This window comes from Pseudomonas sp. BS3782 TE3695 (assembly GCF_050435305.1).
Taxonomy (GTDB): domain Bacteria; phylum Pseudomonadota; class Gammaproteobacteria; order Pseudomonadales; family Pseudomonadaceae; genus Aquipseudomonas.
In genome coordinates this window covers 2,240,534-2,260,261 of record NZ_JBNDKB010000001.1, presented here as the reverse complement: position 1 = coordinate 2,260,261, position 19,728 = coordinate 2,240,534, and the positions used below count along the sequence as shown (strand labels likewise).

Here is a 19,728-nt window from a genome sequence, read left to right as displayed (position 1 = left end):
CACAGGGTAGGGTATTCGGCCGGCAACCGGCGTTTTCATCTAATCGAGCGGTATTTTGAACTATGCTCGGGCTCTCGCTCCGGAGGGCCTTCGATGACTGATTTACTCACGTCCATTCAAGCCGCGCTCGGCTTGCCCCACACCCCAATCCCGTTCGCCTCGAGCGGCGGCCTGCCCTCGGCGTTTGCCGTCACCGACCTTGCCTGCGCAAGCATTGCCGCTGCCGGCCAAGCTGTAAGTGAATGGCTGCAACAACACACCGGCCGTTTGCCTCCCCTTGAAGTCGACCGCCGTCTGGCGTCGTTCTGGTTCGCAACGTCGATTCGTCCCGTGGGCTGGAACGTTCCACCGTTGTGGGATCCGGTCGCCGGCGACTATGCGACCAAGGACGGCTGGATCCGCATGCACACCAACGCACCTCATCACCGTGCCGCCGCTGAAAGCGTGCTCGGCGCCTGTGCCGACCGCGCCGCGATGGCGATCGAGGTTGCGCAATGGGCCAAAAGCGATCTGGAACAGGCGGTGATCGATGCCGGTGGTTGCGCGGCCGAAATGCGTAGCTGGGCGCAATGGCAAACGCATCCCCAAGGTTTGGCGGTGAATGCCGAGCCGTTGATTCGGTTCAGCACCGACAGCAGCGAACATGCAAAGCCGTGGAGGGGTTCGGTGGCGCAACCGCTGGCAGGCATCAAGGTGCTGGATTTGACCCGCGTATTGGCCGGCCCCATCGCCAGCCGTTTTCTCGCTGGCCTGGGCGCCGATGTTTTGCGCATCGACCCACCGACCTGGAACGAACCGGGCGTGGTGCCGGAAGTCACTTTGGGCAAACGCTGTGCGCGCCTGGATCTGCACGACAAGACTGATCGCATGACGTTCGAATGCCTGCTCAAGGACGCCGATATCCTGCTCCACGGCTACCGCGCCGATGCATTGGAAAAGTTGGGTTATGGCGTCGCCGTGCGGCAACAACTGGCGCCGGGCCTGATTGATGTGTGCCTCAACGCCTACGGCTGGAGCGGCCCCTGGCAGAACCGTCGAGGGTTCGACAGTTTGGTACAGATGAGCAGCGGGATTGCCGAAGCGGGGATGCAGTGGAAGAAAGCGAACCAGCCGACGCCGCTGCCGGTGCAGGCGCTTGATCACGCCACCGGGTATTTGATGGCAGCGGCGACGATCACGTTATTGGGACGTGGCGGGTCGGCCAGGTTGTCGTTGGCACGGACCGCCAAGTTGCTGATTGAGCATGGCGCGGGAACCGATGAGCCGTTGCGGGCGGAGGATGACAACGATCAAGGGCTGTTGATTGAGCAGACACCTTGGGGGCCGACCCATCGGTTGAAGGTGCCACTGAAAATCACCGGGACACCGCTGCAATGGGCGCTGCCGGCCGGTGAACTGGGTTCCCATCGCGCGCAGTGGTGGTGACCCTTCGCGAGCAAGCCCGCTCCCACAGGTGATCGCATTCCTCCAAGGAAACTCGTTCACTGTGGGAGCGGGCTTGCCCGCGAAGAGGCCCGGGAAAGACTACACATCTCAGCTCAGCTCAATCCAGTTGGCTCAACGATGTCCAAAGCACCTGCGCCGCCTATTCTCGACAGGGTTGATACGCCAGCAACAACCTCACAACGACAACAATCCGCTGTACAACCCATAGGCCGCCAACCCCGCCCCGGCAACCACACAGCTGAAAATGCCTTTCTCCACCAACGTAAACAGCGGTTTGCCCTGTTCCCGCTTGGCCTGGGCAAACAGAATCACCCCCGGTGCATACAACAACGCCGAGAGCAGCAGGTATTTCACGCCACCGGCATACAACAACCAAACCGCGTAACACAGGGCAATGCCACCGATCAGCAAGTCTTTCGTGCGCTCGGCCGAAGCATGCTCATAGGTTTCCCCTCGCCCGCTCAGCAACACCGCATACGCCGCCGACCATAGATATGGCACCAGAATCATCGATGAGGCGAGGTAGATCAGGCTGGTATAAGTACCGGCGGAAAAAAGCGTGATCAGCAGAAAAATCTGGATCATCACGTTGGTCAGCCACAGTGCGTTGACCGGCACATGGTTGGCGTTCTCTTTTTTCAGAAAGGCTGGCATCGTCTTGTCTTTCGCGGTAGCGAAGAGGATTTCAGCGCACAACAACGCCCAGGACAGCAATGCTCCCAATAGCGAAATAGCCAGGCCAATGCTGATCAGCAGCGCGCCCCAAGGGCCGACGATATGTTCCAGCACCGCCGCCAGTGACGGGTTCTGCAAAGTGGCCAGTTCCGGTTGACTCATGATGCCGAGCGACAACAGGTTCACCAGCACCAGCAGGGCCAGCACACCGATAAAACCGATGACCGTGGCCCGGCCCACGTCCGAACGTTTCTGCGCCCTCGCCGAATACACGCTGGCGCCTTCGATGCCGATGAAGACGAACACAGTGACCAGCATCATGTTGCGCACCTGATCCATCACGCCGCCGAAATTCGGGTTGCTGCGTCCCCAGATATCGCGAGTGAAGATATCCGCCTTGAAGGCCACGGCGGCAATGACGACGAACATGATCAGCGGGACGATCTTGGCCACGGTAGTCAGTTGATTGATGAACGCCGCTTCCTTGATTCCGCGCAGCACCAGAAAATGCACCGCCCACAGCAGCACCGAGGCGCAGCCGATGGCGATCGGCGTGTTGCCCTGGCCAAACACCGGAAAGAAATACCCGAGAGTGCTGAACAGCAGCACGAAATAACCGACGTTGCCCAGCCAGGCGCTGATCCAGTATCCCCAGGCCGATGAGAAACCCATGTAATCGCCGAAACCGGCTTTGGCGTAGGCGTACACCCCGGAGTCCAGTTCCGGCTTGCGATTGGCCAAGGTCTGGAACACAAAGGCCAGGGTCAGCATGCCAACGGCAGTGATCGCCCAACCGATCAATATCGCCCCGGCATCGGCACGCGCTGCCATGTTTTGCGGTAAGGAAAAAATCCCACCGCCAATCATCGAACCCACCACCAAAGCGATCAGCGCACTCAGGCGAAGCTTTTGCGTCGGTTGCGACATTCGGGCGTCTCCATTTCCCGCCGCGACTATCACCGCGAGACCGTCACATTGTTGGTTTTAACTAAATAGATAAAGCGTAATAACGTTTATCAATTAACGCCAATCTCTGTCTTTTACTTATAGCTGATCACGCTAACGCGCTGACTGTAAATCGCAGTTTTGTCTGTATATTCTAACTAAATTCATATCACTCCAAAACCAGAACTCGTCACTTGCCAAAACATAAAAACAAACTAGCGTCTAAACTTCAATCGATGCGCTTGATTTCTCCAACCGTCAGCCGAGACCTCTGGAAAGAGCTCTTCCGGCAATAACCTTACGCCTATAAAAATTACATAAGTCGTTAATTAACAATGGAATGTGATCATGCATTGATCCAAGTCAGATGATTGAAAAGCAAACGAAATTAATCTGTTTTCTCTCTTTCTCCTGCACTGGAGTCATGCATGTCTGAATCCCCCGGAAAACTGAAACTTGGCGCTCTGGTTGCGCTGGTGGTCGGCTCGATGATCGGTGGCGGGATTTTCTCACTGCCCCAGAACATGGCCGCCAGTGCCGACGTCGGTGCTGTTCTTATCGGTTGGGCAATCACCGCCGTCGGCATGTTGACCCTGGCCTTCGTGTTCCAGACCCTGGCCAATCGCAAGCCAGATCTGGACGGCGGGGTGTACGCCTATGCCAAGGCCGGTTTCGGCGACTACATGGGTTTCTCGTCCGCCTGGGGTTACTGGATCAGCGCCTGGCTGGGCAACGTCGGCTATTTCGTCTTGCTATTCAGTACCCTCGGCTACTTCTTTCCCGTTTTTGGCGAGGGTAATACCGTTGCGGCTGTGATCGGTGCGTCGCTGCTGCTGTGGGGGGTGCATTTCCTCGTATTGCGCGGAATCAAGGAAGCAGCGTTCATCAACCTGGTGACCACCGTCGCCAAAATCGTGCCGCTACTGTTGTTTGTCCTGATCGCGATTTTCGCCTTCAAGCTGGAGATCTTCACCGCCGACATCTGGGGCCTGAAAAACCCGGATCTGGGCAGCGTGATGAACCAGGTGCGCAAGATGATGCTGGTCACCGTCTGGGTGTTCATCGGCATCGAAGGCGCGAGCATCTTCTCGGCCCGTGCGGAAAAACGCAGCGACGTGGGTAAAGCCACCGTCATCGGTTTCATCACCGTGCTGCTGTTCCTGGTGCTGGTGAACGTGCTGTCGCTGGGCATCATGACCCAGCCGGAATTGGCCAAACTGCAAAACCCGTCCATGGCCGCGGTGCTGGAACACGTGGTCGGTCATTGGGGCGCAGTGCTGATCAGCGTCGGTTTGATCATCTCGTTGCTCGGTGCGCTGCTGTCGTGGGTGTTGCTGTGTGCGGAGATCATGTTCGCCGCCGCCAAGGACCACACCATGCCGGCCTTTTTGCGCCGCGAAAACGCCAACCATGTGCCGGTCAATGCACTGTGGCTGACCAATGCCATGGTCCAGCTGTTCCTGATCATCACGCTGTTTTCGGCCAGCACTTATCTGTCACTGATCTACCTCGCCACGTCGATGATTCTGGTGCCGTACCTGTGGTCGGCGGCGTACGCGCTGCTGCTGGCGGTGCGCGGCGAGAGTTATGAAAACGCTGCGGCCGAGCGCAGGAAAGACCTGTTCATCGGCGCCATCGCGTTGATCTATGCGGTCTGGCTGATTTATGCCGGCGGCGTTAAATACCTGCTGCTCTCCGCCCTGCTCTATGCGCCTGGCGCGATCCTGTTTGCCAAGGCCAAGCTTGAAGTCAACAAACCGGTTTTCACCAACGTCGAGAAGCTGATTTTTGCCGCCGTAGTCGTGGGCGCCCTGGTGGCGGCTTACGGGCTGTATGACGGCTTCCTGACCCTGTAACACCTTGACCCATTTGTCATCTGGAGGATCACTGTAATGACCACCGAAAAAGTTAAGTACGGCGTCCATTCCGAAGCCGGCAAACTGCGTAAAGTCATGGTTTGCTCCCCCGGCCTGGCCCATCAGCGGCTGACCCCGAACAACTGCGATGAATTGCTTTTCGACGATGTGCTGTGGGTGGCTCAAGCCAAGCGTGACCATTTCGACTTCGTCACCAAAATGCGCGAGCGCAACGTCGACGTGCTGGAAATGCACAACCTGCTGACCGATATCGTTGCAATTCCTGAAGCGCTGGACTGGATCCTGGAGCGCAAGATCACCGCCAATTCGGTGGGCCTGGGTCTGGTCAATGAAACCGCTTCCTGGCTACGCAGCCTGGAGCCGCGCAAGATCGCCGAGTTCCTGATTGGCGGTGTTTCGGCCGATGACCTGCCGGACAGCTTTGGCGGCAAGACCATCCAGATGTTCCGCGAATTTCTCGGTCACTCCAGCTTCATTCTGCCGCCGCTGCCCAACACCCAGTTCACCCGCGATACCACCTGCTGGATCTACGGCGGCGTGACACTCAATCCGATGTACTGGCCGGCGCGCCGTCAGGAAACCCTGCTGACCACCGCCATCTACAAATTCCACCCGCAGTTCACCAACGCCGACTTCCAGATCTGGTACGGCGATCCGGATCAGGACCATGGCAGCGCCACCCTTGAAGGCGGCGATGTAATGCCGATCGGCAACGGCGTGGTGCTGATCGGCATGGGCGAGCGTTCGTCCCGCCAGGCCATCGGCCAATTGGCGGTCAACCTGTTCAAGAACAAAGCCGTCGAGCGGGTGATTGTCGCCGGCCTGCCGAAGTCCCGCGCAGCGATGCACCTGGACACCGTGTTCAGCTTCTGCGACCGCGACCTTGTGACCATTTTCCCGGAAGTGGTGAGCCAGATTGTCGCCTTCAGCGTGCGCCCTGACGAAAGCAAACCGGGCGGCGTCGACGTTCGCCGCGAAGAAACCAGCTTCCTCGACACCGTGGCCAAGGCCCTCAACCTCAAAGCGCTGCGCGTGGTGGAAACCGGCGGCAACGCCTTCGCCGCCGAACGCGAGCAATGGGACGACGGCAACAACGTGGTGGCCGTGGAGCCCGGCGTGGTGATCGGTTATGACCGCAACACCTACACCAACACCCTGCTGCGCAAGGCCGGTGTGGAGGTCATCACCATCAGCGCCGGTGAACTCGGTCGCGGGCGTGGCGGCGGCCACTGCATGACTTGCCCGATCATCCGTGACCCAATCGACTATTAACCTGCAAACCCTGGCCGCCGCTTATCCAGCGCGGCCCGGGGGATAACCGATACCCAAGGAGATCCACTCATGGCTTTCAACATGCGTAACCGCAGCCTGCTGAGTTTGATGCACCACACCACTCGCGAGCTCAATTACCTGCTGGATCTGTCCCGTGACCTCAAGCGCGCCAAGTACACCGGCACCGAGCGTCCGCACCTGCAAGGCAAGAACATCGCGCTGATCTTCGAAAAAACCTCGACCCGCACCCGTTGCGCCTTCGAAGTCGCGGCCCATGACCAGGGCGCTCACGTCACCTACATCGACCCGGTGTCGTCGCAGATCGGCCACAAGGAAAGCATGAAAGACACCGCCCGGGTGCTGGGGCGGATGTTCGATGCCATCGAGTACCGCGGCTTCGAACAGGAAATCGTCGAAGAGCTGGCCAAGTTCGCCGGCGTGCCGGTGTTCAACGGCCTGACCGCTGAATTCCACCCGACGCAAATGATCGCCGACACCCTGACCATGCGTGAGCACAGCGACAAGCCGCTGCACGACATCAGCTACGCCTACCTCGGCGATGCCCGCTACAACATGGGCAATTCGCTGTTGATGATCGGCGCCAAACTCGGCATGGACGTGCGCATCGCCGCACCGAAAGCGCTGTGGCCACATCAGGACTTCATCGATCAGTGCAAGGCCTTCGCCGAGGAGAGCGGCGCGCGCATCACCATCACCGAAGACCCGAAGGAAGCGGTCAAGGATGTGGACTTCATCCACACCGACATCTGGGTGTCGATGGGCGAGCCGGTGGAAGCGTGGGACGAGCGCATCGAGCAACTGCTGCCCTACCAGGTCAACGCCGAGATGATGAAGGCCTCGGGCAACCCGAGGGTGAAATTCATGCACTGCCTGCCGGCGTTCCACAACAGCGAAACCAAGGTCGGCAAAGACATCGCCGCGCGCTATCCGCACCTGGCCAACGGCGTCGAAGTGACCGAAGACGTCTTCGAGTCGCCGGCCAACATCGCCTTCGAGCAAGCGGAAAACCGCATGCACACCATCAAGGCGATTCTGGTCTCGGCGCTGGCGGATATCTGAGGCTGAACACGTGTTCATGACCTGACCCTGTAGGAGCTGCCGAAGGCTGCGATCTTTTGATCTTGATGTTGATCTTCAATGGCCAGGTAAAGATCAAGATCAAAAGACCAAGATCAAAAGATCGCAGCCTTCGGCAGCTCCTACGGGGATCACCGAACTCTTGAAAGGACTGCATTATGCGTATCGTCGTTGCTCTGGGCGGTAACGCCCTGCTCCGCCGGGGTGAACCCATGACCGCGGACAACCAGCGCGCCAATATCCGGGTCGCCACCGAACAGATCGCCAAGGTCCATCCCGGCAACCAACTGGTGATCGCCCACGGCAATGGTCCGCAGGTCGGCCTGTTGTCGCTGCAAGCGGCCGCCTACACCCAGGTGTCCGCTTATCCGCTGGACGTGCTCGGTGCCGAAACCGAAGGCATGATCGGCTACATCATCGAACAGGAACTGGGCAACCTGCTGGACTTCGAAGTTCCGTTCGCTACCTTGCTGACCCAGGTCGAAGTCGACGCCAACGACCCGGCATTCCAGGCCCCCAGCAAACCCATCGGCCCGGTCTACACCAAGGCCGAAGCAGAGAAACTCGCCGCCGAAAAAGGCTGGGCGATTGCGCCGGACGGCGACAAGTTCCGCCGCGTGGTGGCCAGCCCGAGACCCAAACGCATCTTCGAAATCCGCCCGATCAAGTGGCTGCTGGAAAAAGGCAGTATCGTGATTTGCGCCGGCGGTGGCGGTATCCCGACGATGTACGGCGCCAGCGGCAAACTGCAAGGCGTGGAAGCGGTGATCGACAAGGACCTGTGCTCGGCGCTGCTGGCCGAACAGCTTGAAAGCGATCTGTTGGTGATCGCCACCGACGTTAATGCGGCGTTCATCGACTTCGGCAAACCCACCCAGAAAGCTATTGCCCAGGCCCACCCCGATGAGATGGAAAAACTCGGCTTCGCCGCCGGCTCCATGGGACCGAAGGTCCAGGCGGCCTGCGAGTTCGCCCGCCATACTGGAAAAACCGCGGTGATCGGTTCACTCTCGGACATCGAAGCGATCGTCCAGGGCAAGGCCGGCACGCGTATCAGTACGGCGACACCTGGCATAACTTACTTGTAAGGAGAGACGTCAATGGCAACGTTTGAGCCCGGTCATCTGCACATCGAGCGCCACGCGCTGACCCCGGATGATGTCAACTACAACGTGCACCTCGACTATGAAGTCTCGCAGGATCCCAAGAAAGGCAAAGGGATTCTGTTCACCATGCACGGCAGCATGCAGGGAAAAGACATGACGGAGACCTTCTTTTTGCCCAAGGAGGAGGCTTACAACTTCGCCAACAATGTAACGAAAATCGCCGAGAAGTACGGAATCCCGAAGACACACAGCCAGATCGGCTCGATTCACAAGCATTACGATCTGATGTTTGAAGACATCCGCAAGCAGTTGGATATGAAATCCGGCGACCCGGTAAACCTCGAGCACTTCGAATAACCCTATTCCCCTGGATGAACGCTGTACCTGTGGGAGCGGGCTTGCTCGCGAAGGCGGAGTGTCAGCCGACATAAATGTTGCCTGCTATACCGCTTTCGCGAGCAAGCCCGCTCCCACATTGGTTCGGTGCAGCCCTGAAGTCCTGCACAGGATTTCACCATTGGCCCGCCCCAAGGCATACTTGCCCCCCTTCGCACTCCAGAACCCAACCGCCCCATGCGTATCCACGTCAGCTTCATCGACCGCGTCGGCATCACCCAGGAAGTCCTGGCCCTGCTCGGTGGGCGCAATCTCAATCTGGATGCGGTGGAAATGGTCCCGCCCAACGTCTACATTGACGCCCCGACCTTGAGCCCGGCAGTGCTCGAAGAACTGCGCGATGCGCTGTTCAGCGTGCGCGGCGTGCAAGCGGTGACAGTGGTCGACATTCTTCCCGGCCAGCGCCGTCACTTGCAGCTCGATGCGTTGCTCGCCGCCATGACCGACCCGGTGTTGGCCCTCGACAGCGCTGGCAAGGTGCTGCTGGCCAACCCGGCGCTGATCGCCCTGTACGGCCGCGAACCGGCGGGTGAAAGCGTCAGCGAGCTATTTGCTGACCCGGCGCTGCTCGACGCGTTGCTGGAAAACGGCTTCCGCCTGCCGCTGCGCGAGATCACCGTCAACGGCCAGACCCTGCTGCTGGACGCCACGCCGATCACCGACGCCGGCGCGCTATTGACCCTGTATCAACCGAACCGCATCGGTGAACGCCTCTCGGCGCTGCACCACGATCACGCCGAAGGCTTCGATGCCCTGCTTGGTGAATCCCCGGCGATCCGTACGCTCAAGGCTCGCGCCCAACGGGTTGCGGCCCTCGATGCACCGTTGCTGATCCAGGGCGAGACCGGCACCGGTAAAGAGCTGGTGGCCCGCGCCTGCCACGCCATCAGCGCTCGCCACAGCTCGCCATTCCTGGCCTTGAACTGCGCGGCACTGCCGGAAAACCTCGCCGAAAGCGAGCTTTTCGGCTATGCCCCCGGCGCCTTCACGGGCGCGCAACGGGGCGGCAAACCGGGGCTGATGGAACTGGCCAACCAGGGCACGGTATTTCTCGATGAGATCGGTGAAATGTCACCGTACCTGCAGGCGAAACTGCTGCGTTTTCTCAATGACGGCAGCTTCCGACGGGTCGGCGGCGATCGCGAAGTGAAGGTCAATGTGCGGATCCTCAGCGCGACTCACCGCGATCTGGAAAAAATGGTCAGCGAAGGCACCTTCCGCGAAGACCTGTTCTATCGCCTCAACGTGCTGAATGTCGAAGTCCCGCCGTTACGCGAGCGGGGCCAGGACATTCTGCTGCTGGCGCGCTACTTCATGCAGCAGGCCTGCGCGCAGATCCAGCGGCCGGTCTGTCGACTGGCGCCGGGCACTTATCCGGCGCTGCTAGACAATCGCTGGCCGGGAAACGTGCGGCAATTGCAGAACGTAATCTTCCGTGCCGCGGCGATTTGCGAAAGCAGCCTGGTGGACATCGGCGACCTCGATATCGCTGGCACCTCCGTGGCGCGCCAGAGCGACAGCGAGGTCGACAGCCTTGAACAGGCCATGGAAGAGTTCGAGAAAACCCTGCTGGAAAAACTCTACGTCAGCTACCCCTCGACCCGCCAACTGGCCAGCCGCCTGCAAACCTCCCACACCGCGATCGCCCATCGGTTGCGTAAGTACGGCATACCCAACAAGCCCTAAAGCTCCTTTGCCTTCGGCCGTACACTTACCTTGTATCGGGCCATGCGCTTACCCATGTAGGAGCTGCCGAAGGCTGCGATCTTTTGATCCTGCTTTGGTGAGTAAAGGATCGCAGGCTTCGCCAGCTCCTACAAAGGCTCGGTATACATCTTGTAGGAGCTGCCGAAGGCTACGATCTTTTGACTTTAGCTATGTAGTGCCTGGGACAAGATCGCAGCCTTCGGCAGCTCCTACGGGTCGGGTTCCAATTCAAGGGCTTCTAACCTGTTTAAAAGCGACCTCCATCTGTACTGAAAGCGCTACAGTGGAATGAAATCGATACACCCTCTTCTGATCGCCGCTTTGCAAGGCTTTGATCCTCCTAGGCTTTTTTCTTCGGCTTGCGCTGTAGCGATTTCGCTACAGCTCGCAAATCGCCGCGCTTCGAAAAAACATATAACTTATTGATATTTAACAACAAAATAACATTGGCCGCGTTTTTGCTTAGTAACCATCCATAAAGTACGGCATTGCCGAGTATTCCATCGCGTCCACCAGACGAGTCTGGCCCCCTTAGGAGTTTCCATGAGCGAATTGCGTTTTACTGAAGATCACGAATGGCTGCGCACCGAAGCTGACGGTACCGTTACCGTCGGCATCACCGCTTTCGCGCAGAACGCTCTGGGCGACGTGGTTTTCGTACAACTGCCTGAGCTGCAGTCCTACGACAAAGGCGCTGAAGCCGCCACCGTGGAATCGGTAAAAGCCGCCAGCGGCGTGTACATGCCACTCGATGGCGAAGTGCTGGAAGTGAACCCGGCGCTGGACAGCAGCCCTGAACTGGTCAACGAAGATCCGCTGGGCGAAGGCTGGTTCTTCCGCTTCCAGCCAACCGACGCCTCGGCTGTCGGCCAACTGCTGGATCAAGACGCTTACGACCGTCTGATCGCCCAAGCCTGAGGAGCGCCGACATGACTCAAGTACTTCCTGTTTCTGTAAATGTCAGCACCGCCAACGAATTCATCGCCCGCCACATCGGCCCACGTTCGGGCGACGAGCAAGCCATGCTCAACAGCCTCGGTTTCGACTCCCTGGAAGCCCTGAGCGCCAGCGTCATTCCCGACAGCATCAAAGGCACCAGCATCCTCGGCCAGGAAGATGGCCTGAGTGAAGCGGATGCCCTGGCGCTGATCAAATCCATCGCCGGCAAAAACCAGCTGTTCAAGACCTATATCGGTCAGGGCTACTATGGCACTCACACGCCATCGCCAATCCTGCGCAACCTGCTGGAGAACCCGGCCTGGTACACCGCCTACACCCCGTATCAACCAGAAATTTCCCAGGGCCGTCTCGAAGCGCTGCTGAACTTCCAGACCCTGATCAGCGACCTGACCGGCCTGCCGATCGCCAATGCCTCGCTGCTGGACGAAGCCACCGCCGCAGCCGAAGCGATGACCTTCTGCAAACGCCTGAGCAAGAACAAAGGCAGCCACGCGTTCTTCGCCTCGGTTCATTGCCACCCGCAAACCCTCGACGTGCTGCGCACCCGTGCCGAGCCGCTGGGTATCGACGTGGTTGTCGGCGACGAGCGCGAACTGACTGACGTGACGCCGTTCTTCGGAGCTTTGCTGCAATACCCGGCCAGTAACGGTGACGTGTTCGACTACCGCGAACTGACCGAGCGCTTCCACGCGGCTAATGCGCTGGTCGCCGTCGCGGCTGACCTGCTGGCCCTGACCGTGCTGACTCCGCCAGGCGAATTCGGTGCTGATGTGGCCATCGGCAGCGCACAACGCTTTGGCGTGCCGCTGGGCTTTGGTGGTCCGCATGCGGCCTATTTCTCCACCAAAGATGCATTCAAACGTGACATGCCGGGCCGTCTGGTTGGTGTTTCCGTGGACCGTTTCGGCAAGCCGGCCCTGCGTCTGGCCATGCAGACCCGCGAGCAACATATCCGCCGCGAGAAAGCCACCAGCAACATCTGCACCGCCCAGGTACTGCTGGCCAACATCGCCAGCATGTACGCCGTGTACCACGGCCCGAAAGGCCTGACGCAGATCGCCCAGCGCATTCATCACCTGACCGCGATCCTCGCCAAAGGCTTGAGCGCATTGGGCCTGATCGTCGAGCAAACCAGCTTCTTCGACACGCTGACGGTCAAGACCGGCGCACAAACTGCTGCCCTGCACGACAAGGCTCGTGCTCAGAAGATCAACCTGCGTGTTGTAGATGGCGAGCGCCTGGGCCTGTCCCTCGACGAAACCACCAGCCAGGCTGACGTTGAAACCCTGTGGAGCGTGCTGGCCGACGGCAAAACCTTGCCAGACTTCGCCGCCCTCGCCGCCTCGGTCGAAAGCACCCTTCCGGCCGCGCTGGTTCGCCAATCGCCGATCCTCAGCCACCCGGTGTTCAACCGTTATCACTCGGAAACCGAGCTGATGCGCTACCTGCGCAAGCTCGCCGACAAAGACCTGGCCCTGGATCGCACCATGATTCCGCTGGGTTCCTGCACCATGAAACTCAACGCCGCCAGCGAAATGATCCCGGTGACCTGGGCTGAATTCGGTGCCCTGCACCCGTTCGCCCCGGCCGAGCAAAGCGCCGGCTACCAGCAGTTGACCGATGAACTGGAAGCGATGCTCTGCGCCGCCACCGGTTACGACTCAATCTCCCTGCAACCGAACGCCGGCTCCCAAGGTGAATACGCTGGCCTGCTGGCGATCCGCGCCTACCACCAGAGCCGTGGCGAAGACCGTCGCGACATCTGCCTGATCCCGTCCTCCGCCCACGGCACCAACCCGGCCACCGCCAACATGGCTGGCATGCGCGTGGTCGTGACCGCCTGCGATGCCCGTGGCAACGTCGATATCGAAGACCTGCGTGCCAAGGCCATTGAGCACCGCGAACACCTCGCTGCGCTGATGATCACCTACCCGTCCACCCATGGCGTGTTCGAAGAAGGCATCCGCGAAATCTGCGGCATCATTCACGACAACGGCGGCCAGGTGTATATCGACGGCGCCAACATGAACGCCATGGTCGGCCTCTGCGCACCGGGCAAGTTCGGCGGCGACGTGTCCCACCTGAACCTGCACAAAACCTTCTGCATCCCTCACGGCGGTGGCGGCCCGGGCGTCGGCCCGATTGGCGTCAAGTCGCACCTGACGCCGTTCCTGCCGGGCCACGCTCAGATGGAACGCAAGGAAGGCGCGGTCTGCGCGGCACCGTTCGGCAGCGCGAGCATTCTGCCGATCACCTGGATGTACATTCGTATGATGGGTGGTGCGGGTCTCAAGCGTGCTTCGCAACTGGCGATCCTGAATGCCAACTACATTTCCCGTCGCCTCGAAGAGCACTACCCAGTGCTGTACACCGGCAGCAACGGGTTGGTGGCGCACGAATGCATCCTCGACCTGCGTCCGTTGAAAGACAGCAGCGGCATCAGCGTCGATGACGTCGCCAAGCGCCTGATCGATTTCGGCTTCCACGCCCCGACCATGTCGTTCCCGGTGGCGGGCACGTTGATGATCGAACCGACCGAAAGCGAGTCCAGGGAAGAACTGGACCGCTTCTGCGACGCCATGATTCGCATCCGCGAAGAAATCCGCGCGGTGGAAAACGGCACGCTGGACAAGGACGACAACCCGCTGAAAAACGCACCGCACACCGCTGCGGAAATCGTCGGCGAGTGGACCCACCCGTACAGCCGCGAGCAAGCGGTGTACCCGGTCGCGTCGCTGATCGAAGGCAAGTACTGGCCACCGGTCGGTCGCGTCGACAACGTCTTCGGCGATCGCAACCTGGTCTGCGCCTGCCCGTCGATCGAAAGCTACGCTTAAGGCAGTGCGGGAGCGGTCACGCCGCTCCCTCTGTAGGAGCTGTCGAGTGAAACGAGGCTGCGATCTTTTGATCTTGGGTTTGAAGAGCCAGATCAAAAGATCGCAGCCTGCGGCAGCTCCTACGGAATACATCTGCCGTGAGCCTATAACAAGAAACCGGAGAACAACTCATGTCGTTAAGCGTGTTCGACCTGTTCAAGATTGGCATCGGCCCCTCCAGCTCCCACACCGTCGGCCCGATGCGTGCCGCTGCGCGTTTCGCCGAAGGTCTGCGCCGTGAAGGGCTGCTGGCGGCAACCACCTGCGTCAAAGTCGAGCTCTACGGCTCGCTCGGCGCCACCGGCAAAGGCCACGGCAGCGACAAGGCTGTGTTGCTGGGCCTGGAAGGCGAACACCCGGATACCGTAGACACCGAAACCGTCGCCGCTCGTCTGCAAGAGATTCGCGGCAACGGTCGCCTGAATCTGCTTGGCGAACATAGCATTGCGTTCAACGAGAAAGAACACCTGGCGATGATTCGCAAACCGTTGGCCTATCACCCCAACGGCATGATCTTTCGCGCATTCGATGCCGCAGGCCTGCAAATCCGCAGCCGCGAGTACTACTCGGTCGGCGGTGGTTTCGTGGTCGATGAGGACGCTGCCGGTGCCGACCGCATTGTCGAAGACGCCACCCCCCTGACCTTCCCGTTCAAAAGCGCCAAGGACCTGCTCGGTCATTGCACCACCTATGGCCTGTCGATCAGCCAGGTAATGCTGACCAACGAGAGTGCCTGGCGTCCGGAAGCGGAAACCCGTGCCGGGCTGCTGAAAATCTGGCAAGTGATGCAAGACTGCGTCACCGCCGGTTGCCGCAACGAAGGTATTTTACCCGGTGGGCTGAAGGTCAAACGTCGGGCTGCGGCGCTGCATCGGCAACTGTGCAACAACCCTGAATCGTCACTGCGCGATCCGCTGTCGGTGCTCGACTGGGTCAACCTGTACGCCTTGGCGGTCAATGAAGAAAACGCCAACGGCGGACGCGTGGTCACCGCGCCCACCAACGGTGCAGCCGGAATCATCCCGGCGGTGTTGCATTACTACATGCGCTTCATCCCCGGTGCCAACGAAGACGGCGTCGTGCGCTTTCTGCTGACGGCCGCCGCGATCGGCATTCTGTACAAGGAAAACGCCTCGATCTCCGGCGCCGAAGTCGGCTGTCAGGGCGAGGTTGGCGTCGCCTGTTCCATGGCCGCCGGCGCCTTGTGTGAAGTGCTGGGCGGCACGGTGCAGCAGGTGGAAAACGCCGCCGAAATCGGCATGGAACACAACCTCGGCCTGACCTGCGACCCAATTGGCGGGCTGGTGCAAGTGCCTTGCATCGAGCGCAACGCCATGGGTTCGGTCAAGGCCATCAATGCGGTGCGCATGGCCCTGCGCGGCGACGGCCAGCATTTCGTCTCCCTCGACAAAGTCATTCGCACCATGCGCCAGACCGGCGCCGACATGAAAAGCAAATACAAGGAAACCGCCCGTGGCGGTTTGGCGGTCAACATTATCGAGTGCTGATGCGCGCATCAGCACTATTTTCAGGAGCTGGATATGTCCACCGAACAACTGTTGAAAACCCCGTTGCACGCACTGCACCTTGAACTCGGCGCCCGCATGGTGCCGTTCGCCGGCTACGACATGCCCGTGCAATACCCGCTGGGCGTGATGAAAGAACACCAGCACACCCGTGATCAGGCCGGGCTGTTCGATGTCTCGCACATGGGCCAGATCCGCCTGACCGGCGCCAATGCGGCCAAAGCCCTGGAAACCCTGGTGCCGGTGGACATCATCGATTTGCCGGTGGGCATGCAGCGCTACGCGATGTTCACCAACGAGACCGGCGGCATCCTCGACGATCTGATGGTCGCCAACCTCGGTAACGACGAACTGTTCCTGGTGGTCAACGCGGCCTGCAAGGATCAGGACCTGGCGCACCTGCGCAAGCACATCGGCGACCAGTGCACCATCGAGCCGCTGTTCGCAGAACGCGCGCTGCTGGCGCTGCAAGGCCCGGCCGCTGTCACCGTGCTCGCACGCCTGGCGCCGGAAGTGGCGAAGATGACCTTCATGCAGTTCGCCCGCGTGAAGTTGTTGGGCGTGGACTGCTTTGTCAGCCGTTCGGGCTACACCGGTGAAGACGGTTTCGAAATCTCCGTACCGGCCGCCAATGCCGAAGCCCTGGCTCGAGCCCTGCTGGCCGAACCGGAAGTGGCGGCCATCGGCCTCGGCGCTCGCGACTCCCTGCGCCTGGAAGCCGGCCTGTGCCTCTACGGCCACGACATGAACACCGAAACCACTCCAATCGAAGCGAGCCTGCTGTGGGCCATCTCCAAGCCTCGTCGTGCCGATGGCGCGCGGGCCGGCGGCTTCCCCGGCGCTGAAACCGTGTTCGCCCAGCAGCAAACCGGTGTCAGCCGTAAACGCGTTGGCCTGCTGCCACAGGAACGTACACCAGTGCGCGAAGGTGCAGAGATCGTCAACGAAGCCGGCGATATTATCGGCAGCGTGTGCAGCGGCGGCTTCGGTCCGACCCTCGGCGGTCCTTTGGCCATGGGTTACCTCGATAGCGCTTATATCGCTTTGGATACGTCGGTTTGGGCAATTGTTCGTGGGAAAAAGGTGCCTTTGCTTGTAAGCAAAATGCCATTTGTTCCACAACGCTACTATCGCGGCTGATTGACTGTTTCTATAAGTAACGCGGTTGCGTTAACAGTGCACTAATCTGTAACGCAGCCGCCATAAAACAGTGCGAACGTTTCGTTTATGAACGTTACTTATAACGATCGAAAACAACTGAACAACTCTGTCGAATAAGCCTGCGCTAGTGCCACCAACCCAAGGAAATACGGGCCTTCGCAGGGCTTGTTTTTTCTCCCGTAGTTGGCGTAGAGTTTGTTCACTGTGTTTGCATGGGTCGCTTGGAATCGTGACCTGGGCAGTAGCCTACAAGTTAGCTACATCCCGTCCGACGTCTTCTTACTCTCCTGCAACCAGCCCCAGTACTCTTTCACCAGAAGGAGACTGTCATTCATTTTTTGCGTCAAAGGAAATAAGAAATGTCCCAACGTCAGAGCGGTACCGTCAAGTGGTTTAACGACGAGAAAGGTTTTGGTTTTATCACTCCAGAAAGCGGTCCGGATCTGTTCGTACATTTCCGCGCTATTCAGGGCAACGGCTTCAAGAGCCTGAAAGAAGGCCAGAAAGTGACTTTCGTTGCTGTGCAAGGCCAGAAAGGCATGCAGGCTGACGAAGTACAAGCAGAAGCCTGATCTTCTGTAACGAAAAAGCCCCTGATACTGATATCAGGGGCTTTTTTGTGCGCGTAAATCCGTAAAATGGCTTCTTTTTCCGTTCAGAGGCTGCCATGTCGAAACACCTGCTCTACCCACAGGGCGACTTTCCCGCCGTCGGCCTGGGTCGTCGCCTGGCAGCGATGTTCTACGACTTCCTGTTATGCACCGCCCTGCTGATCGTCACCAGCGGCATTTACAAGATGATCCAGATGGCGATCATTGGCGAAGGCCAAATGCGTGCCTTGACCGAAGCCGGTGCGCTGGACGGTGATCCACTGCTATCGACGGTACTGCTATTTGTGCTGTTCGGCTTCTTCGCCAAGTTCTGGACCTGGTCGGGGCAGACGCTGGGCATGCAGGTGTGGGGCATTCGCGTACAAAACGCCGATGGGTCATCCATCAGCCTATGGCAGGCGCTACTGCGCTTTGTGGTGTCGATCGCGTCCTGGCTCTGCCTCGGGCTGGGATTCTTCTGGTCGCTGTTAGACAAGCAGAAGCGCGGCTGGCATGACATCTACTCCAATACCCTGCTCGTGCGGATTCCGAAGAAGACCAAATAGCACAGGCAATGCAAATCACGGTGGCGAGGGAGCTTGCTCCCGCTGGGGTGCGAAGCGCCCCCCAAATGCGGCTGCTGCGCAACCGAACGGGAGCAAGCTCCCTCGCCACAACAGCTCTCGCCACAGTAAGTATTAGGCGTTGCCGGCCAACTTCATCCGCGCCGCCTGCGTGAAATCAAGCATCCGCTTCAACGGCCGCACCGCCTGCGGAATCAACGCCGGATCAACAAAGATTTCGTTAGTCCCTTCACGCAAGCTCTTCAGCGTGCGCTCAAGCGTATTCATCGCCATCCACGGGCAATGTGCGCAACTGCGGCAGGCTGCGCCGTTACCGGCCGTTGGCGCTTCGATAAAGACCTTGTCCGGGCATAGCTGCTGCATCTTGTAGAAGATGCCACGGTCGGTGGCGACGATCAGGGTCTTGTTCGGCAGACTTTGCGCCGCAGCGATCAGCTGACTGGTGGAACCCACCGCGTCGGCCAAATCAATTACAGCAGTCGGCGACTCCGGGTGCACCAGGATGGCCGCATCCGGGTACAGCGCTTTCATGTCTTCGAGCTGTTTGGCCTTGAACTCCTCATGGACGATGCAAGCACCGTCCCACAGCAGCATGTCGGCACCGGTCTTGCGCTGGATGTAAGTGCCCAAGTGCTTGTCTGGTGCCCAGATAATGGTTTCGCCGTTGTCCATCAAGCTTTCGACGATTTCCAGCGCACAACTGGACGTCACCACCCAATCCGCCCTGGCTTTGACCGCCGCCGAGGTGTTGGCATATACCACTACCGTACGTTCCGGATGCTGATCGCAGAACGCCGAGAACTCGTCCACCGGGCAACCCAAGTCCAGCGAACAAGTCGCTTCCAGGGTCGGCATCAGCACACGTTTTTCAGGGTTGAGGATTTTCGCGGTTTCGCCCATGAACTTCACGCCGGCGACCACTACGGTCTTGGCCGGGTGGGCATTGCCGAAGCGGGCCATCTCCAGAGAGTCGGAGACGCAGCCACCGGTTTCTTCGGCCAGGGCCTGAATGACCGGATCGCAATAGAAGTGGGCAACCAGCACCGCGTCCTGAGCCTTGAGCTCGGCAGCGATGGCAGCACGGTAATAAGCCTCTTCCTCGGCGGTCAGCGGCTTGGGCTGCTTGGCGTCGAGGTGAGCTTGAACCAGAAGGCGTTCGGAAATCTGCGTCATGTTCGCAAGACCTGCAGGCGCTTTCGCGCGAAAGTCGAGTATACACCCGGCTCCGGACCCTTAAGGGTACCGCCGGGAGAGTGAGTATTCATCAGGCGTGGGTAGCTTTGAAGCTGCGCAAGGCTACAGAATATCCCGTGGATGCAAAAGATGATTCTGACCTGCGTCACCCGAACTGAGGCATGCTCAAATCGCGGGCAAAAAAAACCCGGAAATCCTCACTTACGTGGGCCTTCCAGATTTTTTAAAATGGTGGGTCGTGTGGGATTCGAACCTACGACCAATTGGTTAAAAGCCAACTGCTCTACCAACTGAGCTAACGACCCGCTGTGTGGT

At 59.5% G+C, this 19,728-nt stretch carries 15 protein-coding genes and 1 tRNA gene; 13 read left to right on the top strand and 3 right to left on the bottom strand.

Annotated features, from left to right (window positions below; translation table 11 throughout):
• The first annotated feature begins 93 nt into the window (after positions 1-93).
• A complete protein-coding gene (locus ABH909_RS10260; protein WP_429432811.1) occupies positions 94-1,425 on the top strand; it encodes a CoA transferase in 1,332 nt (443 codons plus the stop codon).
• 195 nt (positions 1,426-1,620) lie between these two features.
• Here ABH909_RS10260 and arcD (ABH909_RS10255) read toward each other — a convergent pair whose 3' ends face one another.
• Positions 1,621-3,048 (bottom strand): arginine-ornithine antiporter, encoded by a 1,428-nt coding sequence (arcD, locus tag ABH909_RS10255; RefSeq protein ID WP_429432809.1) that lies wholly within the window; start codon positions 3,046-3,048, stop codon positions 1,621-1,623.
• 446 nt (positions 3,049-3,494) lie between these two features.
• Between arcD (ABH909_RS10255) and arcD (ABH909_RS10250) the strand changes: the two genes are divergently transcribed.
• The 12 genes from arcD (ABH909_RS10250) to ABH909_RS10195 all read left to right on the top strand — a co-directional run bounded on the left by arcD (ABH909_RS10250) (position 3,495) and on the right by ABH909_RS10195 (position 18,201).
• Entirely contained in the window at positions 3,495-4,922 is a 1,428-nt protein-coding gene (arcD, locus tag ABH909_RS10250) for an arginine-ornithine antiporter (RefSeq protein WP_008072931.1), read from the top strand.
• 36 nt (positions 4,923-4,958) lie between these two features.
• Positions 4,959-6,215, top strand: coding sequence for an arginine deiminase (gene arcA / locus ABH909_RS10245; protein WP_123495475.1), 1,257 nt, complete (start codon positions 4,959-4,961; stop codon positions 6,213-6,215).
• 69 nt (positions 6,216-6,284) lie between these two features.
• Positions 6,285-7,295: an ornithine carbamoyltransferase gene (locus ABH909_RS10240; RefSeq protein ID WP_007903335.1), complete on the top strand. Its 1,011-nt coding sequence runs from the start codon at positions 6,285-6,287 to the stop codon at positions 7,293-7,295.
• 176 nt (positions 7,296-7,471) lie between these two features.
• The gene (gene arcC / locus ABH909_RS10235; protein WP_429432806.1) at positions 7,472-8,401 is read left to right on the top strand and encodes a carbamate kinase; all 930 of its coding nucleotides are present in this window, start codon (positions 7,472-7,474) and stop codon (positions 8,399-8,401) included.
• Positions 8,402-8,413: 12 nt separating this feature from the next.
• On the top strand, positions 8,414-8,776 hold the full coding sequence (locus ABH909_RS10230) for a DUF5064 family protein (RefSeq protein WP_429432804.1): 363 nt from the start codon (positions 8,414-8,416) through the stop codon (positions 8,774-8,776).
• A 216-nt stretch (positions 8,777-8,992) separates the two neighbouring features.
• Positions 8,993-10,501 (top strand): sigma-54-dependent transcriptional regulator, encoded by a 1,509-nt coding sequence (locus ABH909_RS10225; RefSeq protein ID WP_429432802.1) that lies wholly within the window; start codon positions 8,993-8,995, stop codon positions 10,499-10,501.
• A 564-nt stretch (positions 10,502-11,065) separates the two neighbouring features.
• Positions 11,066-11,440 carry a glycine cleavage system protein GcvH gene (gene gcvH / locus ABH909_RS10220; RefSeq protein ID WP_030131840.1) on the top strand — a complete coding sequence of 125 codons (375 nt, stop codon included), beginning with the start codon at positions 11,066-11,068 and terminating at the stop codon, positions 11,438-11,440.
• Between the two features lie 11 nt (positions 11,441-11,451).
• Complete coding sequence (gene gcvP, locus ABH909_RS10215; protein WP_429432800.1) at positions 11,452-14,319, top strand: aminomethyl-transferring glycine dehydrogenase; 2,868 nt, start codon at positions 11,452-11,454, stop codon at positions 14,317-14,319.
• A gap of 170 nt (positions 14,320-14,489) precedes the next feature.
• On the top strand, positions 14,490-15,866 hold the full coding sequence (locus ABH909_RS10210; RefSeq protein WP_305446605.1) for an L-serine ammonia-lyase: 1,377 nt from the start codon (positions 14,490-14,492) through the stop codon (positions 15,864-15,866).
• Positions 15,867-15,899: 33 nt separating this feature from the next.
• On the top strand, positions 15,900-17,024 hold the full coding sequence (gcvT, locus tag ABH909_RS10205) for a glycine cleavage system aminomethyltransferase GcvT (RefSeq protein WP_429432798.1): 1,125 nt from the start codon (positions 15,900-15,902) through the stop codon (positions 17,022-17,024).
• A 380-nt stretch (positions 17,025-17,404) separates the two neighbouring features.
• On the top strand, positions 17,405-17,617 hold the full coding sequence (locus ABH909_RS10200) for a cold-shock protein (protein WP_003175786.1): 213 nt from the start codon (positions 17,405-17,407) through the stop codon (positions 17,615-17,617).
• Between the two features lie 95 nt (positions 17,618-17,712).
• A complete protein-coding gene (locus tag ABH909_RS10195; protein WP_429432796.1) occupies positions 17,713-18,201 on the top strand; it encodes an RDD family protein in 489 nt (162 codons plus the stop codon).
• A gap of 132 nt (positions 18,202-18,333) precedes the next feature.
• On the opposite strand, the gene nadA is transcribed toward ABH909_RS10195, so the two are convergent.
• Together nadA and ABH909_RS10185 are read right to left on the bottom strand one after the other, a co-directional pair.
• Complete coding sequence (nadA, locus tag ABH909_RS10190; RefSeq protein ID WP_429432794.1) at positions 18,334-19,392, bottom strand: quinolinate synthase NadA; 1,059 nt, start codon at positions 19,390-19,392, stop codon at positions 18,334-18,336.
• A gap of 250 nt (positions 19,393-19,642) precedes the next feature.
• Positions 19,643-19,718: transfer RNA gene (locus tag ABH909_RS10185), tRNA-Lys, on the bottom strand.
• Positions 19,719-19,728: the final 10 nt, after the last annotated feature.